Here is a 25,788-nt window from a genome sequence, read left to right as displayed (position 1 = left end):
GTCCTTTATGCGGCCAGATCGGCGACCAGCGCATCCAGCACCAGCGCACCGTCCGGCGTTGCGCGAATGAAGCTGCCGCCCATCGTCTCGATCATGCCCTCGGCAATGAGTTTCGCCAGACGCTTCTGGTCGACATCGTGACCCGACAGCCGCTTGTAGCGATCCAGATCGATGCCCTCGCGCAGACGAAGCCCCATCATCAGAAACTCGTCGCCCTCTTGCCCGCCGTCGAGATATTCTTCCTCGACAATGCCGTGGCCACGCCGTTCAACGTGATCGAGCCAGGTTTCCGGATGCTTTTCCGTCATCGTTACGGTGCGAACGTCGCTTTCCACGAAACGCCCATGCGCGCCGGGGCCGATGCCGACATATTGCCCATAGCGCCAATAGACGAGATTGTGCTGCGATTCACGCCCCGGCACTGCATGATTGGAAATTTCATAGGCCGGAAGACCATGCTCCGCCGTGATCCTTTGCGTTTCTTCATAGAGCGCTGCGGCGTGATCCGGCTCCGGCGTGGTCAGCTTGCCAGCCTTCCAGAGATTATAGAACTGAGTGCCTTCCTCGATGGTCAACTGGTAGAGCGAGAGGTGATCAGCAGCCAGTCCTATGGCTTCCTTCAGCTCTTCGCGCCAAGCCTCAATGGTCTGGTTCGAGCGCGCATAGATCAGATCGAAGGACAGGCGCGGAAAAATCTCACGCGCCAAGCGAATGGCCGCCTTTGCCTCCTCGACCGAATGCATGCGACCGAGACGGCGCAGATCGGGATCGTTGAGCGCCTGAATGCCCAGCGAGACGCGATTGACGCCTGCGGCGCGATAGCCGCGAAAACGGTCAGCTTCCACACTGGTCGGGTTGGCTTCCAACGTCACTTCGATGTCCGGGGCGACAGACCAATGGGATGCAATGTTGTCCAGCAGCGCACCCACCGTTTCAGGCTGCATCAGCGATGGCGTGCCACCGCCCAGAAAAATACTGGTCACGGTGCGCGGGCCGGTGCGCTCACGCAGCGTTTCCATCTCGCGTCGGAAGGCCTCGGAAAACCGCGCCTGATCTACCGGCTTGTGACGGACATGGCTGTTGAAGTCGCAATAAGGGCATTTGGCCAGACAGAACGGCCAATGCACATAAACGCCGAACGCATTTTCCCCGTTCACCCGCGCGATAGGAAACGCGCTGGCTGTATCGATCGCCTGCAAAGGGGGAAACAGCTTGTTCATTTCGCGGAAACCTGCTCCACATTGAGCGCCTTTTCGGCAAAAAGCTTGAAGGCGCGGGCGCGATGCGACAGGGCGTCGGCGTCGCCGGGCTTCCAGCCGTGCTTCTCGTCGGCAGTCATTTCGCCAAAGGTCTTTTCATGGCCATCCGGCAGGAAAACCGGATCATAGCCGAAGCCGGTCGTACCACGTGGCGGCCATATCAGAACGCCTTCCACTTCACCGCGGAAATATTCCGCTTCGCCATTCGGCCATGCAAGGCAGATGACAGAGACAAAACGCGCGCCGCGCTTGTTTGCTGTTGTCGCGCCTTTTTCCTGCAAAAGATCTTCGACCTTGCGCATCGCCAAGTTGAAATCACGCGTGCCGTCTTCGGTCTCGGCCCAGTTGGCTGTGTAAACGCCCGGCTCACCGTCCAGCGCATCGACCATCAGGCCGGAATCGTCGGACAAAGCGGGCAAGCCGGTGGCTTCAGCCGCAGCAAGCGCCTTGATATAGGCGTTTTCCTCAAACGTGGTGCCGGTCTCGTCCGGCTCCGGCAGGCCAAGTGCCGCGACAGAGCTGACATCGAAGCCGAACGGGCCAATCAGCCCGTCGAATTCCTTCAGCTTGCCCGCATTGTGCGAGGCGACAATCAGCTTGCCCTTTTCCAGCGTTCTCATTTTCAATTCCATAGTTTGGGTTCGGCAATCTCCAGCGAATTGCCGGATGGATCGCGGAAATAAATCGAATGTGCGCCATTGGGCCAATCGAAACCGGCCTCAATGGCGACGCCATGCTTTTCCAGATGTTTCCGCCAGTCCTCAATCTCGGTGCGGCTTGCGGCAAAACATATATGACCCGGCCCCGTCGTGCCATGCGGGGGCACAGGCAGGTGGCCTGACAAAGGCGGCTTCAAGGTTTCTTCCGCCTTGAAGAGCAGCAAAATGCCCTCGCCGCAGCGGAAGAAAGCGTTGCGTTCGCTGAGCTGGCCTACTGGTTCCAGCCCCATCGTGTCGCGATAGAATTCTACCGCCTCCGCGACGTCGCGAACATAGAGAGCCGTTTCAAGAATACGTGCAGCGCGCATGGATTTTCCCTCGGTTGCGACGCATCCGATACGGTTCGTCGAGATTCCGGTTATGGCGAGCCGAAAATGGTGGTCTTTGAGACCCGGAGCGGAGTGTACTTAAAGTACATGAGCACCGGAAGCGAAAAAGAACGCCATTTGCAGGCCGCCAGAGCCGGAATAACGGTGAACCGTCAGGCTACCGCCATCTTCTGTAGTGACACGAGGCGATCGACGCCGCTACGCGCCAGCTTCATCAGGTTCAGGAATTCTTCTTCCGAGAAAGGCGCGCCTTCGGCGGTGCCCTGAATTTCAACAATGCCGCCCGTGCCGGTCATGACAAAATTGCTGTCGGTCTGTGCGACGGAATCTTCCGCATAGTCCAGATCGAGAACAGGATTGCCTTCATAGATACCGCAGGAAATGGCCGCGACGTGGTCTTTCAGCACCTTTTCGACCCGCACCATCTGGCGTGCTTCCATCCAGCGCAGACATTCATGCAGGGCCACCCAGCCGCCGGTGATGGCTGCCGTGCGCGTGCCGCCATCGGCCTGAATGACATCGCAGTCCACCGTGATTTGCACTTCGCCAAGCGCCTGCATGTCAACGACAGCGCGCAGGCTGCGTCCGATCAGACGCTGGATTTCCTGCGTGCGTCCGCCCTGCTTGCCAGCAGCGGCTTCGCGGCGCATACGGTCGCCAGTCGAGCGCGGCAGCATGCCGTATTCCGCCGTGACCCAGCCCTTGCCGGTATTGCGCATCCAGCCCGGCACCTTTTCCTCAAGGCTTGCCGTGCACAGAACATGCGTGTCGCCAAATTTGACCAGGCAGGAGCCTTCCGCATGTTTGGAGATGCCGCGCTCGAAAGAGACGGCGCGCATTTCGTCGGCAGCACGCTTGGATGGACGCATATAGTAAATTCCTTGATCGAGTTTTTTGGGATTCAAAGTTTTCCGTGCGGCTTTTTAGGCCCCCCGGGCGCAAATAGAAAGGCATTTCACATCTGTCCGTAGCCAAAGATATGTTGAGAGGATTGCCAGTATGGAGCTAAAGGCTTTGACGCTTGGCGCAGCAACCTTATATTTAGGACAAGCAATCAACAGGTTCGCCGCTCTATCATGATGAAATCGCCTGAACATCAGCTTTTGAATTCGCTCGACCAGCGGTCGCGCGAAATTTTCCGGCTGGTCGTCGAGAGCTATCTCAACGACGGCGACCCGGTGGGATCGCGCAATCTGTCCCGCCTGCTGCCGCATTCGCTCTCGCCTGCCACCATTCGTAACGTGATGAGCGATCTGGAGCATCTGGGCCTGATCTATGCACCGCATATATCGGCGGGCCGCCTGCCGACACAGATCGGCCTGCGCTTTTTCGTCGATGCCTTTATGGAAGTCGGTGATCTGCCGCCGGGCGAACGCTCATCCATCGAGGCGCAGGTGCGCGCCGCCGGAAACAGCAATTCGGTTGAAAGTGTGCTGACCGAGGCAAGTCAGGTTCTGTCCGGCCTGTCGCGTGGTGCCGGTCTGGTGCTTGCCACCAAGACGGAAGGCGCGCTGAAACATATCGAATTCGTGCGGCTGGAGCCGACCCGTGCGCTGGCCGTGCTGGTGATGCAAAATGGCGACGTGGAAAACCGCGTCATCAATCTGCCGGTCGGCATCAGCGCATCGCAGCTGATTGAAGCGTCGAATTTCCTCAACGCCCATATTCACGGCCATACGCTTTCCGAAGCTAAAGCCGAGCTTAAGGTGCTGATGGAAGAAACCCGTCAGGAACTCGACCAGCTTTCGCAGGAACTTGTCGAACAGGGCCTCGCCGTCTGGGGCGGCACCGGTGCGGACCAGCCATCGCGACTGATCGTGCGCGGACGCGCCAATCTTCTGGAAAACATTCACGCTCAAGAAGATATCGAGCGCCTGCGCCATCTCTTCGACGATCTGGAAACCAAGGACGGCATGGTCCAGCTTCTGGATCTGGCCGAAACCGGCTCGGGCGTGCGCATTTTCATCGGCTCGGAAAACAAGCTGTTTTCGCTTTCCGGCTCGTCGCTGGTGGTCGCGCCCTATCGCGACAGTGAACAGCGTGTGGTCGGGGCGCTTGGCGTCATCGGTCCGACCCGCCTCAATTATGCGCGCATAGTGCCGATGGTGGACTATACGGCGCAGATCGTGTCGAGACTGTTGCGGTGAGATGTCAATCTTACCGGGTCAGCAGAAATTAAGCCTTGATTTTAATGGCATGAAACTCGATATCCGCCCCAGAAGATATTCAAGACGGAAGAAGCATTATGTCTGACGATAAGAACAAAACCCAGAACCCCGATCTTGAGCAGCGCGACATCAACAATCCACGGGATCGTGAGGCGCTGAACCGGGCTGCCGCCGATTTCCTGAAAGCGCGCAAGGCGGAAGCCAGCGCGGAAGTTGCGGAAGACGAAGCGGACAACGCGGCTGATGAAACCGCTAACCGGCTTCTCGCGCTCGAAGCCGATAACGGCGAGCTGAAAGACCAGCTCTTGCGCGCTGCGGCTGAGATGGAAAATCTACGCAAACGCACCCAGCGTGATGTGCAGGATGCGCGCACCTACGCCGTGACCAATTTCGCGCGCGACATGCTGTCGGTTTCCGACAATCTGCGCCGTGCACTCGAGGCTATTCCTGCCGATGCTCTGGCCACCGACGCAAGCCTGAAATCGCTTGCGGACGGCGTCGAGATGACCGAACGCGCCATGCTGCAGGCTCTGGAACGTCATGGCGTCAAGAAACTGGAACCGGAAGGCCAGAAGTTCGATCCGAATTTCCATCAGGCCATGTTCGAAGTGCCAAATCAGGATTTGCCGAACAACACCGTCGTGCAGGTGGTGCAAGATGGTTACGCCATTGGGGACCGAGTTCTGCGCCCCGCTATGGTCGGTGTGTCAAAGGGAGGCCCGAAGGTAGCCGTCGATAATGGCGGAGCTGCTTCCGAGGGCAATGTCTGATTTCAGTAATAACTGATGAATCAGGAGCGGCGGCTTTGTCTGCCGCTCTTTTCATATCTGCGGTCCGCTTTGCAATGAAGTGCATATTGCTATTGCAGCCAACCGGTGAAAAATTGTCGCAGGATGTATGGAGGAGACCTGCAGCGTGACGATTCCTGAGTTTCTGAACTTCGCAGGCGTTTTCGTTTTCGCTGCGACCGGCGCTCTCGCCGCTTCGCGCCGCCAGCTTGATATTATCGGCTTTCTGTTCCTCGCCAATATTACCGGTATTGGTGGCGGAACGTTCCGCGATCTCGTACTCGGCGCACCGGTTTTCTGGGTTGTCGAACCCACTTATCTGCTTGCCGGTACACTGGCAGCCATCTTCGTTTATTTCACGGCACATATGGTCGAGTCGCGCTACCGCGTCCTGCTCTGGCTCGACGCCATCGGCATGGCGGCCTATACGGTACTGGGCGCAGCCAAGGGGCTCGCACTCGGCTTCGGGCCATCCGTCGCTATAGTGACCGGTATTTCTACTGCCACGCTCGGCGGCATATTGCGCGATATGGTGGCTGGCGAGCCTTCCGTGCTGATGCGTCGTGAAATCTATGTCACGGCGTCGCTCGCCGGTGCGTATCTTTATGTTCTGCTTGCCTGGCTGCAGCTTGAACCAGCCATATGCGCAATCGCAGCAGCTTTGACCGCATTTGTCATTCGCGGGGGCGCACTCTATTTTGGCTGGACACTGCCCGTCTACAAAAGCCGTCCCGGGCGCACGGAAGAAGAACTTCAGCGCGACCGGATCATCAGGCCGGAATAAGCCTTATACGAGACCAGCCTGGCTCGCAGCAGCCTGCAGACTGAGCTGCGGACGCGGGCCCATCTGCTGAATGATGAGACCCGCTGCCAGGGAACCAAGACGAGCGCAATCTTCAAGCGAACGCTCGTTCGTGTAGCCATAAAGGAAACCGGCAGCGTAGAGATCGCCCGCCCCGGTCGTATCGATCAGTGTATCGATTTCGATGGCAGGAACAGTCAAGGTCTGGTCAGGCGTGACGATGATTGCGCCTTTTTCCGAACGGGTGACGATCGAAAGCGCACAATCCATGCGTATGGAGGCTATCGCCGTTTCAAGCGACTTCGTCTTATACAAGGACTTGGCCTCGTCCTCATTGGCAAAGACGATATCGACCGTGCGCGAACGCATGAGTTCCAGAAACTCCTCGCGATACCGGTCTACACAAAACGGATCAGAAAGCGTCATGGCCATCTGGCGATTTTTCTCGTGTGCGATTTTCGATGCCATGACGATAGCTTCCTTGGCACGTGGCGGATCCCACAGATAGCCTTCGAAATAGGTGACCTTCGCATCGGATACCTTCGAGGTTTCGACGTCTTCCGGTCCCAGCTCGACGCAGGCGCCGAGAAAAGTGTTCATCGAGCGTTCGCCGTCCGGCGTCACGAAAATCATGGAGCGGGCGGTCGGTGACCCTTTTTCCAGCGGGCGCGTGTCGAAGGCAACGCCCTGTGAACGGATATCATGGGCAAAAACACGCCCCAGATGATCGGTCGCCACCTTGCCGAAATAGGCTGAGCGCCCGCCGAGGCTTGCCACGCCTGCTGCCGTATTTCCGGCACTGCCACCGGACATTTCCGTTGCAGGGCCCGCAATCCGGCTATAGAGCAATTCCGCACGCTCCGCATCGATCAGGTTCATCGCACCTTTGACGATACCGTTCGTTTCCAGAAAAGAGTCATCAGTGCGCGAAATGATATCGACAATGGCATTGCCGATGCAAAGAACGTCGAATGTGGCCATGAGCGCGAGAAGCTCCCCTTTTTTCAATTCTCCAGCCCACCCAATTACTTGGCGGGAGGAGGCTTTGGCGCCAGCTATCTACCTTTAGCATGATACGATCAGATAGATATTCGGGTGCGGGTTTAGCCGTTTGCAACCCATTTGGCTACCCTGCACGCCTCCCACATTGTGGGTAGTGCAGCTTGCGCCAAGGTGGAGGCATACCTATTTCCATCTTCGTCCACGCTCAGAATTGGGTCGAAAATGATCTTAGATGCTGCCTTGAAAGCCCTGAAACGTCTGACCACACCAGAATTGCGCTCGGTTTTCTGGAAGACACTTGGATTGACACTGTTGCTTCTGGTCGGCCTTTGGGCCGCTGCCCGTCAAATCTTTTTTACTTTTGCCTGGCCGTGGATGGAACAAATACTGCCCGGCATGCCGGAATGGGCTGGCTGGTTCGGTATCGTTGCCGCCATTGTCGCCGGTCTCGGTCTGGCGCTGGTGCTCGCATTGATGATCGCACCTGTCACCGCGCTCGTGGCGGGCCTCTTTCTCGACGATGTGGCAGATGTCGTCGAGCGCGAAGACTATCCGAACGATCCCCTCGGCACACCATTGCCGACCGGCCGCTCCATCCTCGTTTCACTGAAATTTCTCGGCATCGTCATCCTCGGCAACATTGTCGCGCTGTTCATGCTCTTCATACCCGGCGTCAATCTGATCGCCTTCTTCGTCATTAACGCCTATCTGCTCGGGCGTGAGTTTTTCGAATTTGCAGCCATGCGCTATCGATCCGAGGCCGAGGCGAAAGCGCTACGGTCGCATTATGGTGTAACGGTCTTTCTGGCCGGACTGCTGATTGCGGGTTTCATGGCGATCCCCATCGTCAATCTTCTGACGCCACTGTTTGCCGCAACAATGATGGTGCACTTGCACAAGGCCGTCTCGCAACGCGAAGCCCGGCTCACGCCTGCGGCGGCAAGGGGATAAGCGGCGCAGGGACGTCACAAGTTTTCGCCGGATATTTGCAGATATCGGCGATGACACAGTTTTCGCATTCCGGCTTACGCGCCTTGCAGGTATAGCGCCCGTGCAGGATGAGCCAGTGATGCGCATGAAGCATGTATTCCGCCGGGATGACCCGGACAAGGATGGCTTCCACGGCCTCCGGCGTTTTTCCAGGCGCAAGACCGATCCGGTTACCAATACGCAGAATATGCGTGTCCACTGCCATAGTCGGCTGGCCGAAAGCCATGTTCAGCACCACGTTGGCCGTCTTGCGGCCGACGCCCGGCAGCTTCACCAGTTCGTCCCGATCCCCTGGCACTTCAGCGCCGTGATCGCGGATCAACGCTTCGGACAGAAGAATGACATTCTTCGCCTTGTTGCGCCAAAGACCGATGGTGCGAATGTAGTCGCCGACTTTCTCCTCGCCGAGCGCCAGCATTTTCTGTGGCGTGTCGGCTACGGCAAAGAGTCCACGGGTGGCTTTGTTGACGCCTGCATCGGTAGCCTGCGCTGACAGAACAACAGCAACGAGAAGTGTAAAAGCATTCACATGCTCAAGTTCACCCTTCGGCTCTGGCCTCTGGATGGAGAAACGGCGGAATATCTCATGAATTTCATCCGCCGTATAAAGCGTACCACGCACCCGACGTTGAGGGCGGGCGGCGAGAGAAGCGTTCACAGGCGATTTGATTTTGGCCTTTTCCATTCCGCCTCTATAATGGTTTCCCTATCGACAAAACAATCAGCAGCTTGACGCAGCCCCCTCAAGACGACGCGGACAATCTGCCAGATGACTTGAATGCTATGCATCATCCAGACGGCGCAGAACCTGACCGGTTCGACAAACCCATTTTCGAAGCCCTGCTCACCCCCTATCGTTCACTGGGGCGGACTGGTTTCACCATCCTGATGGGAGCCCTGATCGGCTGCTGGATATTCGTCGGTATTCTTTTCTGGTCCATTGGCGCCTGGCCAATCTTCGGCTTTTTCGGCCTAGACGTATTGCTGATTTATCTGGCCTTTCGTTGGAATTACCGTGCAGCCCGCGCTCGCGAGGAAATTTCCGTGTCGCGCTCTGCCTTGCATATTCGCAAATACGCAGCGTCAGGCAAGATGACCGTGCATCGCTTCAATCCGTTCTGGACTCGCTTCAAGGTCGCACGCAAGCCGGATATCGGAATTACCGGCATGAGCATCGAGAGCCGTGAAAAGAGTGTCGCGATAGGAAGCTTCCTTACGCCAGACGATCGTGAGAGCTTTGCGACGGCTTTCGGCACAGCGCTCGCAGAAGCACGTCGATAGCAACACTCCTAATCTTTCCGGCTATATTGTGCCTGAATGTCGTTTTATCCTGAAACGAAGGAATCCGGATTGGCCCTTGAAGTCAGGCTTTTCACAAGCCATATCAGTTAGCGAAGAGATACGCCGTCAGGGTTCTCTTCTTAACGGTCGCTTCTCATCAAGGACTGATGCAATGACAAGAATGACACCGTTTTCGAGCCCTTTGCTGCTCGGATTCGACACGATGGAAAAGACGCTGGAACGGATCGCAAAATCCGGCGACGGTTATCCGCCCTACAATATTGAACGCCTGCGCGGCGAGACGGGTTCCGAACGTCTGCGCATCACTTTGGCGGTGGCCGGTTTTGCCAGCGAAGACCTCGAAGTCATGACGGAAGACAATCAGCTCGTCATCCGCGGACGCCAGACCGACGATACCGAACGCGAGTTTCTGCATCGAGGCATCGCTGCCCGACAGTTCCAGCGCGTGTTCGTTCTGGCAGACGGTATGAGGGTTCTCGGTTGCGATCTGAAGAATGGTCTCCTGGCCATAGATCTCGACCGTCCAGAACCCGAACGACTGGTTAAACGAATCAACATAGCGGTGAAGGATTGAACTTGTTCAGTTTTTGTTCAGCACAATACCGCTATATTGAAGAAGTGAAGCTCTGATGCGGCGTGGTCGCAAATGACATGCCGACTAAATGGAGGCTAAGACCATGAACAGACATATTTTCACCGAAAATGAATTCGCCCATCTCGGCGAAGGTGAAGTTGCCTATGTACGCAAGATCCGTTCTGATGAGCTTGCCCGCAGCTTCCCCGCTCTCCCACCGATCGAACCGGGTCTGGAACTCTGGGCGCTTTTTGGCGCCAGCGGTGAGCCAATTGTCCTTTCCGATGTTCGTGCCACCGCACTACAGGGTGCACAAGAGCACGAACTGCGCACGGTGATGCTGCATTAGGGTTTGATGCTGCGATACCGGCAAGCGCCGGTATCGCATTTCCGCGCGAGATCAGCGCGGAGGATTACGGTGCATTCAATTGCCGCTAGTCGTTTTCACGCAGTAAGCATCATTCTGCTTGTAGTGCTTCCATTCCTTGAAAATTGTTTCTCCGAGCAAACAAACAAAACCGCCGTTCGAGCTGAACGGCGGTTTTGTTTACGCGAAACTATTTGCACTCAGGCGGCGTTGGAAGCCGGCTGAGTGGTGAGGAATGAATAGAGTGCCTGCGCGTCATGCGTGCCGCGCAATTTGGCAACAGTGTCGGCGTCGCGCAGCATACGGGCAATGCGCGAGAGAGCCTTTAGATGGTCCGCGCCGGCATTTTCCGGCGCGAGAAGCAGAAAAACAAGATCGACGGGTTGATCGTCCAGCGCCTCAAAATCGACCGGTGTTTCCAGACGAGCGAAGATTCCGGCTATTTTGTTGATGTTCGCCAGCTTGCCATGCGGAATGGCAACGCCATTACCTACCCCGGTGGAACCGAGGCGCTCACGCTGGAGAATTGTTTCGAAAACTTCACGCTCAGGGAGACCGGTCAGTTCCGCAGCCTTCTCAGATAGAATCTGCAAAAGCTGCTTTTTGGAGCTGGCTTTCAGCGCCGGGATAATCGCCCCAGGCTGAATCAGATCACTAAGATCCATTCTCTCCGTTCCTTCTTCAATCAGGCCTTTGAAGCCCGGTTTTGGGAAGCGCACGCGGCCGCCTAATCGCGATCCGCTGCGTGCGCTTCAGGTTTGCCGTCAGGCGCGTGGCGCGGCCTGCCGGGTGACCATCGATGGATCGACCCAGCCGATATTGCCGTCCGCGCGACGGTAGACGATATTAACTTCATCATTGCCAGCATTGCGGAATACCAGAACCGGGTTCTCGATCAGATCCAGTTCCACGACCGCCGACGCCACTGACATGGTGCGCAGAGCGACGGACGATTCCGCAACGATAGTCGGCGCATAATCCGCCGGAAGATCCTCCTCTTCCTCCGACAGCGGTGCCATAACACGATATGCAACGTCGTCATAGATCGCATCTGGCTGCGTAGCCGGGCGCGACTTCAGACGGCGCTTATAGCGGCGAAGGCGGGTTTCGATCTTGTCCGCAGCCGCTTCAAAAGCCAACTGCGGATCCTGCGCGTCGCCAGTGCTTTGCAGGGTTGCACCGCTATCGAGGTGCAAAGTGCAATCCGCACTGTAACGCGAACCGGACTTGGTGACCGTAACCTGTCCGGAAAAGCCATGATCGAAATATTTGCCGACAGCTTCATTCACCCGATCAACGATCCGGGTTGTGAAAGCTTCACCGACGTCCATATGCTTTCCAGATACACGCAGAGTCATTTGGCACACCTCATTTGCGTTACACCACAGGACCCAGTCTAATCACAAGGCGAGCGAAGCGCAAAGCGAACCAGCATCAAAGATGCTTTTCGTCCTGTGCGTTTTCCAACTAAATTCATGGTGCAAGCACACTTCTCGGCACACTTTCCGGCGATGCGTTGAAACACCTTCCCAAAAGTCTCCGAAGTCGTAGCTGTTCCCATAGATAGCCCCTCAACGGGATGGTTGCCGCACATCGCTCATTTACGTAACGCCCCAGTAGCCGGTCCGTTGCCCGGATTATTCCGGAACGTCACATTGCCCTTCCTTCAAGCATATGAACAACCGCAATTTCTTCCAGAAATTACAGTCAAATTATCAAGCGTACCCGCAAAAATACATTCGCCGGAAACGCCCTATCCATGTCCGTATCCCCAAAGCCGGTTCCGCGTTTGGGAGACATGCCCTCATTCTGCTTCGACGCATCTTCCGTTGCAAAAACACCAGGTGTTTTTGCCTACATCACGCCAACTCGCGCTGACAACCGATCATCGCCCCCAGAAAACCAAGGCTTTCCGACATGTGCCGCAGCGCGAGCGGGGCTTCTATTGGGTGAATTGGCGCTTGTCAATTGGTCCTCCTACCAGTTGGTCGTCTTGCAATGCCGTTCTTTCCACAAATCGAGATCGAATTTTTCTGAAAGAGCGGCGATGCAGATCCGAAATTTTAGAGCATATCTCCGTATTCGAATACGGGAATGGAACCCCAGAGGTGCAATCTGTCATTTAAAACAACCCCTTCGCAGCGCGATCGGTGGAGTTGCCTTGGCTACGCAATCAAGAGGCCGACAATCTTGCCTTCTTTTCACGCCTGCGCTGAACTGATGAAGCAATATTCATCGATTCCCGATATTTTGCGACCGTTCTTCGCGCGATATCCACACCGTCCTTCTTCAAGGCATCCACGATAGCATCGTCGGAGAGAACATCGTCCGGCTTTTCGGCGTCGATCATCTGACGAATACGATGGCGCACGCTTTCCGACGAATGGGCGTCGCCGCCCTCGGATGAGGCGATCGACGCCGTGAAAAAATAGCGCAATTCAAACACGCCGCGCGGCGTGGCCATGAATTTGTTCGCGGTCACACGGCTGATTGTCGATTCATGCATGCCAACCGCATCCGCGACGGTGCGCAGATTAAGAGGCTTTAAATGCGTCACCCCATGGCGCAGAAAACCGTCCTGCTGCCGGACGATTTCCTGTGTGACCTTCAGGATGGTGCGCGCACGCTGATCGAGGCTGCGTACGAGCCAGTTCGCAGTCTGCATGCAGTCCGAGAGAAACAATTTCTCCTCGGCTTTTACCGAGCTGCTCACCTCGGCATAATATTCGTTGTTGACGATGAGGCGCGGCATTGCGGCTGCATTCAGTTCGATAGCCCAGCCACCATCCCGCGACGGCGTCACGAGCGCGTCCGGAATAATGGCATCAACCACGGATATCTCGAAGAATGCACCGGGTTTGGGGTCGAGCATGCGGATTTCAGTCAGCATATCGAGAATGTCGGCTTGATCGACACCGCACAGCTTCTTGAGCGTCGCGAAATCCCGCCGCGCCAGAAGATCAAGATGGTCGATCAACGCTTCCATGGCCGGATCGAAGCGATCCTTGAGACGCAACTGTATTGTCAGGCATTCTCCCAAATCACGGGCAAAAAGGCCAGGCGGATCAAAGGTTTGCACTATTCCAAGAATATGTTCGACCTCAGCCGTTTCCACACCCAGGTTCTGGGCCAGCCCGACTATATCGATACGCAGATAGCCACTTTCATCCAGCGCATCGGCAAGTGCTGTCGCAATGAACCGGTCGGCAGTTCTGGAAAAACTCAGTGCGATCTGTTCTGTCACATGCTCGCTCAACGAGACCCGGCTGGCCGTAACCTGATCGATGTCGTAACTGCTGCCTGAAACATATCCGTCACCGGCCGACGATTTCCATTGCGCCGCAAGATCGGGGCCGATCTCGTCAAAGCGCCCCGGATCATCCGGAAAGATATTCTCCAGCGAACTGTCGAAAGTGGATGAGAGATCCTCGGCGTCATTCGAGGCGCCTGTTTTGAACCAGTCGCCATCCGAAAGGTCGTCTGACGCGGCTTCATCCCCGCCGATGTCGGTGCTGTCTCGTGCAGGATCGGCGCCCGCAAAATCATCATTCGCTGCCTCAATTCTATCCAGCAGCGGATTTTTCTCGATTTCAACGTCGAGAAACTGTTCCAGCTCGACATGCGTCATCTGCAACAGCTTGATCGACTGCATCAGCTGGGGTGTCATCACCAGCGATTGCGATTGACGGAAATCGAGCTTGGGCGACAAAGCCATGCGACGCGTTATTCTCCCCCAGTTAATCCTTGCCAATAACTGCGGAGCACATGGTCAACCTACAAGCCACCCTCTGACAGTTAAATTCGACCTTCTTGCGATACTCCATCAGCACCGGACCTGAGCCGGCGCAGAGGAATAAGCCGCCCACTCACAGCCATTTCAAGCTGAAAGTTCACGTCAATGAAAACTGGTATGAACCTTGCTTGTCAATTCAGAATGTGCGGGATTTGGTCCAAAAGGGAAAATAGTCGCGCCTAAACGGCGTGTTCTGCAACTTTGTACAAAACATTGCTGGCCTGAACCGGCAGCAAGAAGGGCATTTCCAGAAAACACAGGACGGCCTGAAAATGCCTTGGATAGTAGAACGCGTTTCGATCCGATTGGATCAGATCGGCGCTCTAACTTCTTCTATTTCAAGCATAATCTTGATCGTCCTCGTTTCACTTCGATCGGATTATGCTTTAAAGTGTGAACTGGTCGCCGAGATAGAGCCTGCGTACGTCAGGATTGGCAACGATTTCGGCGGGGCGGCCATGCGTCAGCACCTGACCGGCGTGAATGATGTAGGCACGGTCGATAAGACCGAGCGTTTCGCGCACATTATGGTCGGTGATCAGAACCCCGATGCCGCGGCTCGTCAGATGACGAACGAGCTGCTGGATATCCGAAACGGCAATCGGGTCGACGCCGGCAAAGGGTTCATCAAGCAGCATGAAGTTCGGGCGCGATGCAAGCGCACGCGCAATTTCGAGGCGACGGCGTTCACCGCCTGAAAGAGAAATGGCAGGTGCCTTGCGCAGATGAGCGATGTGAAACTCTTCCAACAGCGCATCCAGCTCGGAGGCCCGTTTGGAGCGATCCTTCTCCACCACTTCCAGCACAGCCTTGATGTTGTTCTCAACCGAAAGGCCGCGAAAAATGGAAGCTTCCTGCGGGAGATAGCCGATGCCAAGACGGGAACGACGATACATCGGCATCGAAGTGACGTCGAAACCGTCGATCTCGATGGAACCGGCATCGGCCGGAACAAGACCGGTTACCATATAGAAGCAGGTCGTCTTGCCTGCGCCGTTGGGACCCAGAATACCGACCGCTTCGCCAGCGCGCACACCGAACGACACGCCATTGACGACCTGCCTGCCGCGATAGCTCTTGCAAAGACCGCGCGCTACCAGCGTGCCCTTGAGACGCGTTGATTTACCCGGTTGGTCAGGCATAGTGCCCGCAACATCGGATGGTGCGTTCATAGTTTGCGATGCGGCTTGCGGCCCGTCGGCCTTCTTGTTCCAGAACAATCCCACGCCTGCTCCGGTCAGTTCTGCTTGGGCGCGGCGCCGCCCTGCTGTTGATCTTTCGGAGCCATGATGATCGATACGCGACCCTTGGTCTGCCCCTTGCAGCTTTCGACATTGGCGCGACCTGTGTCGAGATGCGCCGTCAGCTTGCAGCCGGTCACGACATTGTCGCCATCGGTAAGGACCACTTTCTGCCCCTGAAGAACCATCACCTGGTTTTTCGCGTCGTAACGGCCGGTATCACCGGTTGCGACTTGCGTACCGGACTTGAGATAAACTTTCCCCGAGATGTCGATGTGATCAATGCTCGATGAATCGAGGCCGCCCACGCCAGCACTCGCCGGTTCCGGAGCTTGCGCCTCGCCGTCTTTCTTGGCCTTGTTGTAATAGACCGTCATTTGACCTGCCTTCAGCAGAGCATCGCCCTGCGACACGGCAACATTGCCGGTGAATATGGCAATGCCTTCCTTGTCGCGCATTTCCAGCTTGTCAGCGTCAATTTTGACGGGCGCCTTGCTGTTGGAAAGCTTCAGGCCGTTTACGGCTGCGCCTTCCTGAGCCAGAGAGGCTGTCGGAGCCGCGGTCAGGCCGAGCGCCAGAACCGCAAATCCCATCCGCAAAGTGCGGGCCATCGTACCCTTGTTCATCTTGCCCGTCTCGCGTTTCATATATTTCAGCTCCCCGAAGCATTCAGCCATCCCTGGGCCGACATGCGGTCAGACGCAACTTTAAGCACTTTGCGACCAAATGGGAACATTTGGCATCGCAAAATGCGATCAAAAAAGTGGTTTAGAGCGTGTAGCATTCTGATTGCATCAGAATCACGCTCTAACAATTTGTTTTCGAGCACATTCCGATCCGAAAACCGGCTTCAGAATGCACTCAAGCGTCCGCACAGATATAAATCGGCTCGAACGCTTCCCCTATTCTCAAATCAAAGACCCTTTTCAGGGAGCCTTGTTGGGCGAAACAACGCTGCCGTCAACGGTCATTCGAACTTTGTTCTCGAAAATCAGAACTTTGCCGTTGTCCTTGACCTGCATGCTGTCAGCCAGAATATGCGTGCTGCCACTGCGGATATCGACGGGCTTATCGGTCGTAATCTGCCCGCTCTTGAGGTTTACGTCCGCAGAACGCAGCACTGCACGTAAACCGTCATCCGTCGTAACAGTAAAGTCCTTATCAAGTTGCAAACGCCCGTTGGCATTGTCGTAAACACCGGACGTTGCCTCGACCTTGGCAGTGCCCTTTTCACCGACTGGTAGCTCGGCTGAGATACCTTCAAGCGAAATCGCGCCACTGTTCTTCGCATCCTGCGTCGCCTTGGAAGCGGTCATCGAATAGGGCCGATTGTCCTTGGTATATCCATTCAGATGCGGGCTCGTCATGACAAGCTTGCCGCTTTCACCACCGTTGTTCACTTCCACCTTTACGGGCGTGTTCGGCGTTGCGAGGAACGTGTACCAAGAGAATACGGCTCCAACGATAATCGCGGCGACCGGAAGAGCTGTCTTCAAAACACGAACACGGACCGAATGGCGCTGCGCAGCATGGAAGAGCGAATCGGCCTTCTCCGACGCACCAAAGCGCATGCCACCCGTGCTGCGACCGGGAGCGGTCGCGTTCTGCGGCGTATGGCTCTGTGTGGTGTCGGCAGTCATGTTTCGTTCGTTTCCTCAACGGCTTTCATAGAGTTCAATAATCAGCGCATCCATATCGCGCCGTTTCATTTCAATACGGTTTATTTGGGGTGAAATAGCCGGTTGCTCAATAGCTTTATACCGCACAAAACACCGCACCCGCCTCGCAAACAGGTAGCAGGAACGGCTTATACCTTTGATAATTCAGCCCAATTTACACTCCACCGAATTTAGGTAGAATGCTAATCAACTCTTCGATACCACAAAACCCGGTCCAATTACAGCTTCTACATAATACTGGCCCGGCGCGCTCGAACGGCTTATCAAATGAAGCAACCGGAATCGCGAATTGTTCATTGCAATATATTTCAGGCACTATCTCTGACCCTATGGCTACACCAAAGATACTTGCCGCTCGCCTTCATTCGAGGCAAAAGGTGAAGTGCCGGGCGCAAGCTGCGCTGGTTGAACGAACGGATGGACGGGAATGGCTCAAGACGCCGAAGCAATCATTGAACGTCGGAAACTGCGCAGAAAGCTGACCATCTGGCGTGCAGCCTTCCTGCTTCTGATTGCGGCCCTGATTGCCGTCTTTGCTTCATGGTCCATGCGCGGCACCAATTTCAACCAGCCGCATATCGCCAAGGTTCGTATCGAGGGCACCATCTTCGAGAACGAGGAATTGCTGAAACGCCTCGACAAAATCGCCAAGGACGACGCTGTCAAGGGCGTGATTCTGGTCCTCGATTCGCCCGGCGGAACCACCGTTGGCGGCGAAGCGATTTTTGAGGCCGTGCGCAAGATTGCCGCGAAAAAGCCGGTGGTCACCCAGGTGGGAACGCTTGCTGCCTCTGCCGGTTACATGATTGCCAGCGCATCTGACCATATCGTGGCGCGGCAGACCTCCATCGTGGGCTCAATCGGGGTACTGTTTCAATATCCCGATGTCTCGAAGCTTCTCGACACGATCGGCGTCAAGGTCGAGACCATCAAATCTTCGCCGCTCAAGGCAGAGCCCAATTATTTCAGCCCGGCCAGTGAAGAGGCCAAGAGCATGATCCGCAACATGATCATGGATTCTTATGCATGGTTCGTGGATATTGTCGAAAAGCGCCGTTCGTTTACGCATGAACAGGCGCTGGCACTGGCCAATGGTGCAGTTTTTACCGGACGGCAGGCTTTGGATAAAAAATTGATCGACGGACTGGGTGGTGAAGAAGAGGCCGTTGCCTGGCTTGCGAGCAAGGGGCTCTCCAAGGATTTGCCGCGCCTGGAATGGAAACCGGTCAGCAGTGACACGGGTTTCTCGTTGCGTGATCTTATCATTCATGCCGGTGCGCGCCTTCTTGGCGTGCCGCAGGAAGCCGACGGCATGTTGAAGGAGATCGCCAAGGAACGCATCTTTCTTGACGGACTTCTCTCGGTTTGGCACGTTGACGGTACACCTGAAGCGAATTGACGCCAGCCGGGCAAACTTACACAATATCCGGTAGATACCGGATGAAACAAACAGAAGAACAGGGGTTTAAAGCCGTGATCAAATCGGAACTCGTTCAGATTATCGCCAGCCGTAATCCGCATCTCTTTCAGCGCGATGTCGAAAACATCGTGGGCGCGGTATTCGACGAGATCACAAATGCCCTTGCCGACGGCAATCGCGTTGAGCTGCGCGGCTTTGGTGCCTTTTCGGTGAAGAACCGTCCTGCACGCAGCGGCCGCAACCCGCGCACCGGCGAAACGGTGGACGTGGAAGAAAAGTGGGTCCCGTTCTTCAAGACCGGCAAGGAGCTGCGCGACCGTCTCAACGGCGCAGTCTGATAGACATCATGGCGGCAAAACGCATCATCGCCATCGTCGTTCTGGTACCGCTCGCAGTGGTACTGATCGCATTGTCGGTTGCCAATCGTGCATCGGTGCAATTCACGATCGACCCGTTCAACCCAGGCAATCCCGCTCTGTCCTATAATGCGCCGCTGTTCCTTTGGTTGTTTGGCGCACTTCTTCTTGGTGTCGTCATCGGTTCCCTGGTGACCTGGCTCACGCAGGGCAAGCATCGCCGCAAGGAGCGCATGTACAAGCAGGAAGCGGCGCGTCTGCTTGAACGCAGCACCGCCGCCGAAAAACGCAACATATCGGTCGCGAACTCCTGAAACGCCCTCTATTCTCAAACCCGGAAGCAAAACTTCCGGGTTTCCAAACCTTGAAAAGCCTTTTGTGCGCGATTGAACGTCGTTTTCCCCTTCCCCACTGGCCTTGTTTATCCTACCTAGACCTCAATTATGATGATTGGAGTTTCGGGTGAAGACGCCAAGAGGAAAAGGCAAAAAGCCGTCGGGCGGCAAGCAGGAACGCAGCTTCGAGCGCGCAAGAAATGATGCGCCACGCCCAGAGCGCAAATTTGAAGGCAAGCTTGAGAGTAAAGGTGCGCCTTTCAAAAAGCCGCGCCCACAATTCGCCAAGGCCGCGCCCAAGCCGATAACCGAAGAGCGGGAACGTCCTGTCTCCCTGCTGCGCGAAATCAAGCCCTATACCGGCCCGCGCCCGGGCGAGAAATTACCGGTCATCCTCGAAACCGAACCATCTGCCGATTATGCGCTTCTCGACAGCGGCAACGGGTTGAAGCTTGAGCAATATGGCCCCTATCGGATCGTCCGCCCGGAAGGTCAGGCCATCTGGCTGCCGAGCCTGCCGCAAAAGGAGTGGGATCAGGCCGATGCCGTCTTCACCGGCAATACCGACGAGGAGGGCATGGGACGCTGGGCGTTTCCGAAAGTGCCGCTCGGCGAAACATGGCCTATGCAGCATGACGGAATTTCCTTTCATGGCCGGTTCACCTCATTCCGCCATGTCGGTGTGTTCCCCGAACAGGCCGCGCATTGGTCGTATATGGATGGGCTTATCCGGGAAGGGATCAAATCCGGACGTAGCGTGAAGGTGCTCAATCTTTTCGGCTATACCGGTGTCGCCTCGCTGGTGGCCGCACGTGCGGGCGCGGAAGTGACCCATGTCGACGCGTCCAAGAAAGCCATCAACTGGGCGCGTGAAAACCAGGAAATGGCCGGGCTGTCCGACAAGCCGATCCGCTGGATCTGCGAAGACGCGATGAAGTTCGTGGCGCGCGAAGAACGGCGCGGCAGCTTCTATGACATCATCCTGCTTGATCCGCCTGCCTACGGACGTGGACCGAGTGGCGAGGTCTGGCAGTTGTTCGAGCACCTGCCCGCCATGGTCGATACCTGCCGGTCCATCCTGACGCCGAAGCCGCTGGCCGTCATCCTGACTGCCTATTCGATCCGCGCATCGTTCTTCGCCATTCACGAGCTGATGCGCGACCGTTTCACCGGCCTTGGCGGCACGGTCGAATCGGGCGAACTTATTCTGCGCGAACGTTCGAACGATCATTCTGGCGGACGCGCGCTTTCCACATCCATGTTCAGCCGCTGGGTAGCAAAATGAGCCGTGACGACGATTTTTCCAAAAGCGGCTCTCGTGCCGAATATTCGAAGGTAGGCCAGGTGAAGGAAGTCACCAGCCTCACCAATCCTATTGTGAAAGACCTGCGCTCGCTGGCGCTGAAAAAATTCCGCGACCAGCAGGGCGTTTTTCTGGCCGAAGGGCTGAAGCTTGTCATTGACGCACTGGAACAGGACTGGCGCATCAAGACACTGGTCTTCGCCAAGTCCGGCAAAGGCAACAAAATGGTCGAACAGGTCGCCGCCCGCACCTTCGCCAAGGGCGGGCTGGTGCTGGAAGTAACCGAAAAAATCATGGCTACCATCACCCGCCGCGACAATCCGCAGGTGGTGGTGGGCGTTTTCGAGCAGCAGTACCGGCCGCTTTCAAGTCTCAAGCCGAAGAACAGCGAGGTCTACATCGCGTTGGACCGCGTGCGCGACCCCGGCAATCTGGGTACAGTCATCCGTACCGCTGATGCGGTCGGCGCCAAGGGCGTTATTCTGATCGGCGACACCACAGATCCCTATTCGCTGGAAACCGTGCGCGCCACGATGGGCTCAGTCTTTTCCCTGCCGCTCTACAAGGCAACGGAAGCCGACTTCCTCAACTGGCGCAAGGGCTTTTCCGGCCTCGTCGTCGGCACTCATCTGAAAGGTGCAGTCGACTATCGCACCATTCCCTATGCCAACAAGCCCGTCGTGCTGATGATGGGCAATGAGCAGCAAGGCCTGCCAGACAATCTTGCCGACGCTTGCGACCAGCTCGCGCGCATTCCACAGGCAGGTCGTGCAGATTCTCTCAATCTCGCAATTGCCACCGGCGTTATGCTCTACGAAATCCGTCGCGACGCACTTACGCTCGATGAAAGGGCATCTGGATGAAGCGGCACGCGGTCTGGTCCTCACTTGTCGTCGTCGTTCTCACAGTCTTGATTGATCAGGGCGTCAAGCATCTGGTGGAAACACGGATGGGTTATGGCCAGCAGATCGCCCTGCTGCCGTTTCTTGCATTGTTCCGCACACACAATGAAGGCATTGCCTTTTCAATGCTCGCCTGGCTGCACGATTGGGGACTGGTCGCGCTCACCGCCGCAGTTATTTTGTTCGTGCTTTATCTGTGGTGGACCAACGCACCGGACCGCATCTTTGCACGCTACGGCTTTGCGCTCGTGGTTGGCGGTGCGATCGGCAATCTCATCGACCGCGTGATGCACGGTTACGTCGTGGACTATATTCTGTTCCACCTGCCAACATGGTCATTCGCCGTGTTCAACCTCGCCGACACGTTCATCACCATCGGCGCCGGCCTCATAATTCTGGAGGAATTTCTCGGCTGGCGGCGCGAACGGGCTGCCCGCTGACGGCGCGGCTTGATCACTTCAGACCTTTCGCATAATTTGATCTCGTGAAATTAAGAGCTTTTTGAAGGGGATAAGGTCCGGCCACCCGAATGGACACATTGGTGACATGCTTCTGTCATCGTCGCGTAGCACTGAATCTGTACTGCTTCGGTCGAACTGGACATCCTGTCCACGCAATCAGACCGGGTGAGGATTGGAATCCTCTATCTCCTGCTGAAATATCAGTGGGAAAGCCGTTCAGGAATACGTGAATAGACAAATCAGGAGCGATCATCATGACAGTACTGCTTGGAATGGACCAGCAAATCATTGATGATACGGTCATGTCAGGCTTAGAAGCACAACAGGCGCTATTCGCGTCCAACGGCGATCCCATCGTTCTGGGACGCATCGGATCGTTGGAAGTACGGCTTGCAAACTCACGCGAGGCTATCGAGGCCGCGCAGGAACTGCGTTTCCGTGTCTTCTTCGAAGAAATGGGCGCACGCCGGGAGACCATCGAAGCCGCAGAGCTTCGTGATGCCGACCGCTTCGACGCTATTTGCGATCATCTGCTCGTTTACGACACAGCCCTGCCCGTACCGGAGCACCAGCAGATTGTCGGCACCTATCGTCTGATGCGCAGCGATCAGGCGGAAAAGGCACTCGGCTTCTACTCTGCCGACGAATATGACGTGCAGCGTCTCGCGCTTTCGCGTCCGAACCTTCGTCTGCTTGAGCTGGGTCGCTCCTGTGTGAAAGCGGAATATCGTTCCAAGCGTACTGTCGAGCTTTTGTGGCAAGGTGCGTGGGCCTATTGCCGCCGCCATTCCATCGATGTGATGTTCGGCTGCGCTTCGTTCCACGGCGCTGTGCCTGCTGCGCACGCGCTCGGCCTGTCATTCCTCCATCACAACTGCCGCGCCACGGATGACTGGGACGTTCGTGCCCTGCCCAATCGCTATCAGGCCATGGACCTGATGCCGAAGGAAGCCATCAACAACAAGGTTGCCTTGTTCTCGATGCCGCCTTTGGTGAAGGGATATCTGCGTCTTGGTGCGATGATCGGGGACGGCGCAGTGATCGATGAAGCATTCGGCACAACCGACGTGTTCATCATCCTGCCGATTGAGCGCATTTCCAGCCGCTACATTACCTATTACGGCGCTGAAGCGAACCGCTTCGTGTAAATAATAAAGGCGAAGCATCTGCTTCGCCTTTTTGCTTCTGAAGCCCAGCTCACGCCTTTCCGGCCAGTTCTTTCAACTTGTAGATCAGGTCCAGCGCTTCTCGGGGCGTCAGTTCATCGGGACTGATACCAGAGACGGCTTTCGCCAGTTCGCTGTCCTTTGCCGATGCCTGCGGCTTCGGCTTTTCCTGCTGCAAGACGACCGAGAACAGCGGCAGATCGTCGATCAGCTTGTCCGCCTTGCCGGATGTTTCGCCAGCTTCAAGCTGATGCAGCACATCGCGCGCGCGGTTGACGACCGCTTCCGGCAGACCGGCGAGGCGCGCCACCTGCACACCGTAGGACCGGTCGGCAGCACCCTTTGCCACTTCATGCAGGAAGACGACATCATTATCCCATTCCTTGACCCGCATGGTGACATTGGAAAGCCGCTCCAGCTTTTCCGAAAGCGCCGTCATTTCATGAAAATGCGTGGCGAACAACGCCCGGCAACGGTTCTTCTCATGCAGATATTCAACGGCCGCCCAGGCAATGGACAGTCCGTCGAAAGTGGCCGTACCGCGCCCGATCTCATCGAGGATCACCAGCGAGCGTTCGCCCGCCTGATTGAGGATCGCAGCCGTTTCCACCATTTCAACCATGAAGGTCGAGCGCCCGCGCGCGAGGTCGTCGGAAGCACCGACGCGGCTGAACAACCGGTCCACGACACCGATCTGCGCAGAACCAGCAGGTACAAATGAGCCCATCTGGGCAAGGATCGCGATCAGCGCGTTCTGGCGCAGGAAAGTCGACTTACCGCCCATGTTCGGACCGGTCAGAAGCCAGATCGCACCATTTCCGCCGTCCGTTTGTGGCGAGAGATCACAATCATTGGCGACGAACGGATTGGCCGCCTGACGTCGCAGCGCCTGCTCGACGACCGGATGGCGACCAGCCACAATATTGAAGGACAGGCTGTCATCGACTTGAGGACGGCAATAGCCCTGCTCTTCCGCCAGCACGGCAAGCGATGCCGAGACGTCGAAAGCCGCAAGCGCCGATGCGGCGGCGCGGATACTATCGGCGTGGGAGACGGCCTCCGCCGTCAGTTCCTCGAACACGGCAAGCTCGATGGATAATGCGCGGTCGGCGGCATTGGCGATCTTGCTCTCCAGTTCCGCCAGTTCAGTCGTGGTAAAGCGCATGGCATTAGCCATGGTCTGGCGATGAATGAAGCGACCCTTGGCTTCATCCGTATCGGTCATCGCCCCGGCATTGTTGGCCGTCACCTCGATAAAATAGCCAAGCACATTGTTATGCTTGATCTTCAGCGACTTGATACCGGTCTCTTCGATATAGTTGGCCTGCAGACCGGCGATCACCCGGCGCGACTGGTCACGCAAGGCCCGCATTTCATCGAGTTCGGAATTATAACCTCCACGCACGAAACCACCGTCGCGTTTCAGAAGCGGCAATTCGTCGGCCAAAGCCCGGTCGAGATGAGCAGTAAAGATGGCGGGCATGGCGCTGACAGCATCGCGGGCATGCGCCAGTTCATCGGGCAGCAAGGCGCTTTCCAGCAGGCTCGCAATGATATGCGCGGCCTCGAAGCCGCGGGCAAGGCTTCCCAGATCGCGTGGCCCACCGCGTCCGACGGCGAGACGCGAGAGTCCGCGCGGCATATCCGGCACACCCTTCAGTTCCGCACGCATGGCCTCGCAGAGCGATTGCTCGCTCAGGAACCAGGAAACGGAATCGAGCCGCAACGCAATTGCCTTGGGGTCGGTCAGCGGCGCGGTCAACCGTTCCGCCAAAAGCCGCGCACCACCTCCGGTCACCGTGCGATCAACCGCCTTCAGCAAGCTGCCATCGCGATTGCCCGACATGGTGCGGGCAAGTTCCAGGCTGGCACGCGTGGCCGGGTCGATGAAAAGCGTGCCACCCTCATGTTCACGTTCGGGCCGCATCAAGGGCGGGCGCTCTGAAATCTGCGTCTTTTCGATATAGGCGATTGCGCCGGAAATGGCCGAGAGTTCGGGACGGCTGAACTGGCCGAAACCATCGAGCGTTGCCACGTTGAAATAGCGCTGGATGCGCGCCTCAGCGGCTGCGCTGTCGAAGAGGGTCGCCGGCTGCGGCGTCACAGCCTTGCCGACCAGATCGAAGACCGGACGCAGCTCCTCATCGTGGAAGGCGCTGTCGGCCACGACGAGTTCACGCGGGTCTACCCGCATCACATCGGCGAAAAGCCGGTCCGATGTGGTTTCCGCCACGCGAAAGGTTCCGGTTGAAATATCGATCCAGGCGAGCGCCAGCGCGCCGTCGCCGCGTGTGCGTCCCATCGCCATCAGGAAATTGGCTTCGGACGGATCCAGCAGTTTTTCTTCGGTCAGCGTACCCGGCGTGACGAGACGGATCACATCGCGCTTCACCACCGATTTGGAGCCACGTTTCTTCGCCTCTGCCGGGTCTTCCACCTGTTCGCAGACAGCGACGCGATAGCCCCTGGCGATCAGCTTCTGCAGATAATCGTCGGCAGCATGGAACGGCACGCCGCACATGGGAATATCCTCGCCCAGATGCTTGCCGCGCTTGGTGAGCGTGATGCCCAGTGCTGCTGATGCCTCCACTGCGTCATCGAAGAACAGCTCGTAGAAATCACCCATGCGATAGAAGAGCAGCGAATCGACATTCGCCGCCTTGATCTCGATATATTGTTCCATCATGGGCGTCAGGCGAACGGGCGCTGCCTCGGCGGCATTGTCTTCCGCTTCCGAGGTGTTTTCGTTAGCCGTCGTTTCCATTTAAAAACCTTCATTTATTGCTTAGCCGACGAGGCTAAAGTTATAAAATTTCGTATTCCATCGTTTTT

General features: G+C 56.6%; 26 protein-coding genes and 1 pseudogene. 14 read left to right on the top strand and 13 right to left on the bottom strand.

The genetic code is table 11. From position 1 onward, the window contains the following. Positions 1-5: 5 nt before the first annotated feature. The 4 genes from hemW to rph all read right to left on the bottom strand — a co-directional run bounded on the left by hemW (position 6) and on the right by rph (position 3,176). Positions 6-1,220 carry a radical SAM family heme chaperone HemW gene (gene hemW / locus CQZ93_RS00940; RefSeq protein WP_105540913.1) on the bottom strand — a complete coding sequence of 405 codons (1,215 nt, stop codon included), beginning with the start codon at positions 1,218-1,220 and terminating at the stop codon, positions 6-8. Further along, entirely contained in the window at positions 1,217-1,879 is a 663-nt protein-coding gene (gene rdgB / locus CQZ93_RS00935; protein ID WP_105543124.1) for an RdgB/HAM1 family non-canonical purine NTP pyrophosphatase, read from the bottom strand. The genes hemW and rdgB overlap by 4 nt, the downstream gene beginning before the upstream one ends. 2 nt (positions 1,880-1,881) lie before the next feature. After that, positions 1,882-2,286 carry a VOC family protein gene (locus tag CQZ93_RS00930; protein WP_105540912.1) on the bottom strand — a complete coding sequence of 135 codons (405 nt, stop codon included), beginning with the start codon at positions 2,284-2,286 and terminating at the stop codon, positions 1,882-1,884. 173 nt (positions 2,287-2,459) lie between these two features. Then, positions 2,460-3,176 carry a ribonuclease PH gene (gene rph, locus CQZ93_RS00925; protein ID WP_105543123.1) on the bottom strand — a complete coding sequence of 239 codons (717 nt, stop codon included), beginning with the start codon at positions 3,174-3,176 and terminating at the stop codon, positions 2,460-2,462. 207 nt (positions 3,177-3,383) lie between these two features. On the opposite strand from rph, the gene hrcA reads away from it, so the two are divergent. The 3 genes from hrcA to CQZ93_RS00910 all read left to right on the top strand — a co-directional run bounded on the left by hrcA (position 3,384) and on the right by CQZ93_RS00910 (position 6,047). Continuing rightward, positions 3,384-4,454 (top strand): heat-inducible transcriptional repressor HrcA, encoded by a 1,071-nt coding sequence (hrcA, locus tag CQZ93_RS00920; protein WP_105540911.1) that lies wholly within the window; start codon positions 3,384-3,386, stop codon positions 4,452-4,454. 98 nt (positions 4,455-4,552) lie between these two features. After that, entirely contained in the window at positions 4,553-5,245 is a 693-nt protein-coding gene (gene grpE, locus CQZ93_RS00915) for a nucleotide exchange factor GrpE (RefSeq protein WP_105540910.1), read from the top strand. Positions 5,246-5,390: 145 nt separating this feature from the next. Next, positions 5,391-6,047 carry a trimeric intracellular cation channel family protein gene (locus CQZ93_RS00910; RefSeq protein WP_105543122.1) on the top strand — a complete coding sequence of 219 codons (657 nt, stop codon included), beginning with the start codon at positions 5,391-5,393 and terminating at the stop codon, positions 6,045-6,047. Positions 6,048-6,050: 3 nt separating this feature from the next. On the opposite strand, the gene CQZ93_RS00905 is transcribed toward CQZ93_RS00910, so the two are convergent. Beyond that, a complete protein-coding gene (locus CQZ93_RS00905) occupies positions 6,051-7,046 on the bottom strand; it encodes an adenosine kinase (RefSeq protein ID WP_105540909.1) in 996 nt (331 codons plus the stop codon). Between the two features lie 243 nt (positions 7,047-7,289). On the opposite strand from CQZ93_RS00905, the gene CQZ93_RS00900 reads away from it, so the two are divergent. Next, a complete protein-coding gene (locus tag CQZ93_RS00900; RefSeq protein WP_105540908.1) occupies positions 7,290-8,018 on the top strand; it encodes a sulfate transporter family protein in 729 nt (242 codons plus the stop codon). Here the strand turns inward: CQZ93_RS00900 and nth are convergent. After that, the gene (gene nth / locus CQZ93_RS00895; RefSeq protein ID WP_105540907.1) at positions 7,993-8,742 is read right to left on the bottom strand and encodes an endonuclease III; all 750 of its coding nucleotides are present in this window, start codon (positions 8,740-8,742) and stop codon (positions 7,993-7,995) included. The genes CQZ93_RS00900 and nth overlap by 26 nt on opposite strands. Before the next feature lie 98 nt (positions 8,743-8,840). On the opposite strand from nth, the gene CQZ93_RS00890 reads away from it, so the two are divergent. The 3 genes from CQZ93_RS00890 (at position 8,841) to CQZ93_RS00880 (ending at position 10,282) form a co-directional block, all read left to right on the top strand. Then, positions 8,841-9,338, top strand: coding sequence for a DUF2244 domain-containing protein (locus CQZ93_RS00890; protein ID WP_105540906.1), 498 nt, complete (start codon positions 8,841-8,843; stop codon positions 9,336-9,338). Positions 9,339-9,510: 172 nt separating this feature from the next. Continuing rightward, on the top strand, positions 9,511-9,933 hold the full coding sequence (locus CQZ93_RS00885) for an Hsp20 family protein (RefSeq protein WP_105540905.1): 423 nt from the start codon (positions 9,511-9,513) through the stop codon (positions 9,931-9,933). Between the two features lie 103 nt (positions 9,934-10,036). Then, positions 10,037-10,282: a BQ00720 family protein gene (locus CQZ93_RS00880; protein ID WP_105540904.1), complete on the top strand. Its 246-nt coding sequence runs from the start codon at positions 10,037-10,039 to the stop codon at positions 10,280-10,282. Positions 10,283-10,500: 218 nt separating this feature from the next. Here CQZ93_RS00880 and ptsN read toward each other — a convergent pair whose 3' ends face one another. The 6 genes and pseudogenes from ptsN to lptC form a co-directional block, all read right to left on the bottom strand. Beyond that, positions 10,501-10,965 (bottom strand): PTS IIA-like nitrogen regulatory protein PtsN, encoded by a 465-nt coding sequence (ptsN, locus tag CQZ93_RS00875; protein WP_105540903.1) that lies wholly within the window; start codon positions 10,963-10,965, stop codon positions 10,501-10,503. A gap of 99 nt (positions 10,966-11,064) precedes the next feature. Beyond that, on the bottom strand, positions 11,065-11,658 hold the full coding sequence (gene hpf / locus CQZ93_RS00870) for a ribosome hibernation-promoting factor, HPF/YfiA family (RefSeq protein ID WP_105540902.1): 594 nt from the start codon (positions 11,656-11,658) through the stop codon (positions 11,065-11,067). Between the two features lie 815 nt (positions 11,659-12,473). Next, positions 12,474-14,015 carry an RNA polymerase factor sigma-54 gene (rpoN, locus tag CQZ93_RS00865; protein ID WP_105540901.1) on the bottom strand — a complete coding sequence of 514 codons (1,542 nt, stop codon included), beginning with the start codon at positions 14,013-14,015 and terminating at the stop codon, positions 12,474-12,476. A 464-nt stretch (positions 14,016-14,479) separates the two neighbouring features. Continuing rightward, a pseudogene (gene lptB / locus CQZ93_RS00860) lies at positions 14,480-15,217 on the bottom strand (LPS export ABC transporter ATP-binding protein); the annotation flags it as partial. Positions 15,218-15,330: 113 nt separating this feature from the next. Beyond that, a complete protein-coding gene (locus CQZ93_RS00855; RefSeq protein ID WP_105540899.1) occupies positions 15,331-15,981 on the bottom strand; it encodes an LptA/OstA family protein in 651 nt (216 codons plus the stop codon). Between the two features lie 279 nt (positions 15,982-16,260). Continuing rightward, positions 16,261-16,974 (bottom strand): LPS export ABC transporter periplasmic protein LptC, encoded by a 714-nt coding sequence (lptC, locus tag CQZ93_RS00850; protein WP_105540898.1) that lies wholly within the window; start codon positions 16,972-16,974, stop codon positions 16,261-16,263. Positions 16,975-17,440: 466 nt separating this feature from the next. Between lptC and sppA the strand changes: the two genes are divergently transcribed. The 7 genes from sppA to olsB all read left to right on the top strand — a co-directional run bounded on the left by sppA (position 17,441) and on the right by olsB (position 22,938). Further along, entirely contained in the window at positions 17,441-18,412 is a 972-nt protein-coding gene (gene sppA, locus CQZ93_RS00845; RefSeq protein ID WP_105540897.1) for a signal peptide peptidase SppA, read from the top strand. Between the two features lie 74 nt (positions 18,413-18,486). After that, positions 18,487-18,771 (top strand): integration host factor subunit beta, encoded by a 285-nt coding sequence (locus tag CQZ93_RS00840; RefSeq protein WP_061344837.1) that lies wholly within the window; start codon positions 18,487-18,489, stop codon positions 18,769-18,771. 8 nt (positions 18,772-18,779) lie between these two features. Continuing rightward, positions 18,780-19,103, top strand: coding sequence for a LapA family protein (locus CQZ93_RS00835; protein ID WP_105540896.1), 324 nt, complete (start codon positions 18,780-18,782; stop codon positions 19,101-19,103). A 148-nt stretch (positions 19,104-19,251) separates the two neighbouring features. Continuing rightward, the gene (locus tag CQZ93_RS00830; protein ID WP_105540895.1) at positions 19,252-20,409 is read left to right on the top strand and encodes an RsmD family RNA methyltransferase; all 1,158 of its coding nucleotides are present in this window, start codon (positions 19,252-19,254) and stop codon (positions 20,407-20,409) included. Then, positions 20,406-21,290: a TrmH family RNA methyltransferase gene (locus tag CQZ93_RS00825; protein WP_105540894.1), complete on the top strand. Its 885-nt coding sequence runs from the start codon at positions 20,406-20,408 to the stop codon at positions 21,288-21,290. The genes CQZ93_RS00830 and CQZ93_RS00825 overlap by 4 nt, the downstream gene beginning before the upstream one ends. Further along, positions 21,287-21,769 carry a signal peptidase II gene (lspA, locus tag CQZ93_RS00820; RefSeq protein ID WP_105540893.1) on the top strand — a complete coding sequence of 161 codons (483 nt, stop codon included), beginning with the start codon at positions 21,287-21,289 and terminating at the stop codon, positions 21,767-21,769. The genes CQZ93_RS00825 and lspA overlap by 4 nt, the downstream gene beginning before the upstream one ends. A 275-nt stretch (positions 21,770-22,044) precedes the next feature. After that, positions 22,045-22,938, top strand: coding sequence for a l-ornithine N(alpha)-acyltransferase (olsB, locus tag CQZ93_RS00815; protein ID WP_181153289.1), 894 nt, complete (start codon positions 22,045-22,047; stop codon positions 22,936-22,938). A gap of 49 nt (positions 22,939-22,987) precedes the next feature. On the opposite strand, the gene mutS is transcribed toward olsB, so the two are convergent. Continuing rightward, positions 22,988-25,720: a DNA mismatch repair protein MutS gene (mutS, locus tag CQZ93_RS00810; protein ID WP_105540892.1), complete on the bottom strand. Its 2,733-nt coding sequence runs from the start codon at positions 25,718-25,720 to the stop codon at positions 22,988-22,990. Between the last annotated feature and the right edge of the window lie 68 nt (positions 25,721-25,788).

Source organism: Ochrobactrum vermis (assembly GCF_002975205.1).
In the GTDB taxonomy this organism is placed as follows: domain Bacteria; phylum Pseudomonadota; class Alphaproteobacteria; order Rhizobiales; family Rhizobiaceae; genus Brucella; species Brucella vermis.
This window is presented reverse-complemented; position numbering and strand designations above follow the sequence as displayed.

Excerpts from the sequence above, each read along its gene's own strand:
- CQZ93_RS00880 (WP_105540904.1), top strand. The coding sequence starts at position 10,037 with ATGAACAGACATATTTTCACCGAAAATGAATTCGCCCATCTCGGCGAA.
- CQZ93_RS00930 (WP_105540912.1), bottom strand. The coding sequence starts at position 2,286 with ATGCGCGCTGCACGTATTCTTGAAACGGCTCTCTATGTTCGCGACGTC.
- lspA (WP_105540893.1), top strand. The coding sequence starts at position 21,287 with ATGAAGCGGCACGCGGTCTGGTCCTCACTTGTCGTCGTCGTTCTCACA.
- CQZ93_RS00835 (WP_105540896.1), top strand. The coding sequence starts at position 18,780 with ATGGCGGCAAAACGCATCATCGCCATCGTCGTTCTGGTACCGCTCGCA.
- CQZ93_RS00825 (WP_105540894.1), top strand. The coding sequence starts at position 20,406 with ATGAGCCGTGACGACGATTTTTCCAAAAGCGGCTCTCGTGCCGAATAT.
- CQZ93_RS00890 (WP_105540906.1), top strand. The coding sequence starts at position 8,841 with ATGCATCATCCAGACGGCGCAGAACCTGACCGGTTCGACAAACCCATT.
- lptC (WP_105540898.1), bottom strand. The coding sequence starts at position 16,974 with ATGACTGCCGACACCACACAGAGCCATACGCCGCAGAACGCGACCGCT.
- CQZ93_RS00885 (WP_105540905.1), top strand. The coding sequence starts at position 9,511 with ATGACAAGAATGACACCGTTTTCGAGCCCTTTGCTGCTCGGATTCGAC.
- CQZ93_RS00855 (WP_105540899.1), bottom strand. The coding sequence starts at position 15,981 with ATGAAACGCGAGACGGGCAAGATGAACAAGGGTACGATGGCCCGCACT.
- rdgB (WP_105543124.1), bottom strand. The coding sequence starts at position 1,879 with ATGAGAACGCTGGAAAAGGGCAAGCTGATTGTCGCCTCGCACAATGCG.
- rph (WP_105543123.1), bottom strand. The coding sequence starts at position 3,176 with ATGCGTCCATCCAAGCGTGCTGCCGACGAAATGCGCGCCGTCTCTTTC.
- CQZ93_RS00900 (WP_105540908.1), top strand. The coding sequence starts at position 7,290 with ATGATCTTAGATGCTGCCTTGAAAGCCCTGAAACGTCTGACCACACCA.
- hpf (WP_105540902.1), bottom strand. The coding sequence starts at position 11,658 with ATGACTCTGCGTGTATCTGGAAAGCATATGGACGTCGGTGAAGCTTTC.
- hemW (WP_105540913.1), bottom strand. The coding sequence starts at position 1,220 with ATGAACAAGCTGTTTCCCCCTTTGCAGGCGATCGATACAGCCAGCGCG.
- nth (WP_105540907.1), bottom strand. The coding sequence starts at position 8,742 with ATGGAAAAGGCCAAAATCAAATCGCCTGTGAACGCTTCTCTCGCCGCC.
- ptsN (WP_105540903.1), bottom strand. The coding sequence starts at position 10,965 with ATGGATCTTAGTGATCTGATTCAGCCTGGGGCGATTATCCCGGCGCTG.
- mutS (WP_105540892.1), bottom strand. The coding sequence starts at position 25,720 with ATGGAAACGACGGCTAACGAAAACACCTCGGAAGCGGAAGACAATGCC.
- hrcA (WP_105540911.1), top strand. The coding sequence starts at position 3,384 with ATGATGAAATCGCCTGAACATCAGCTTTTGAATTCGCTCGACCAGCGG.
- grpE (WP_105540910.1), top strand. The coding sequence starts at position 4,553 with ATGTCTGACGATAAGAACAAAACCCAGAACCCCGATCTTGAGCAGCGC.
- sppA (WP_105540897.1), top strand. The coding sequence starts at position 17,441 with ATGGCTCAAGACGCCGAAGCAATCATTGAACGTCGGAAACTGCGCAGA.
- CQZ93_RS00905 (WP_105540909.1), bottom strand. The coding sequence starts at position 7,046 with ATGGCCACATTCGACGTTCTTTGCATCGGCAATGCCATTGTCGATATC.
- olsB (WP_181153289.1), top strand. The coding sequence starts at position 22,045 with ATGACAGTACTGCTTGGAATGGACCAGCAAATCATTGATGATACGGTC.
- rpoN (WP_105540901.1), bottom strand. The coding sequence starts at position 14,015 with ATGGCTTTGTCGCCCAAGCTCGATTTCCGTCAATCGCAATCGCTGGTG.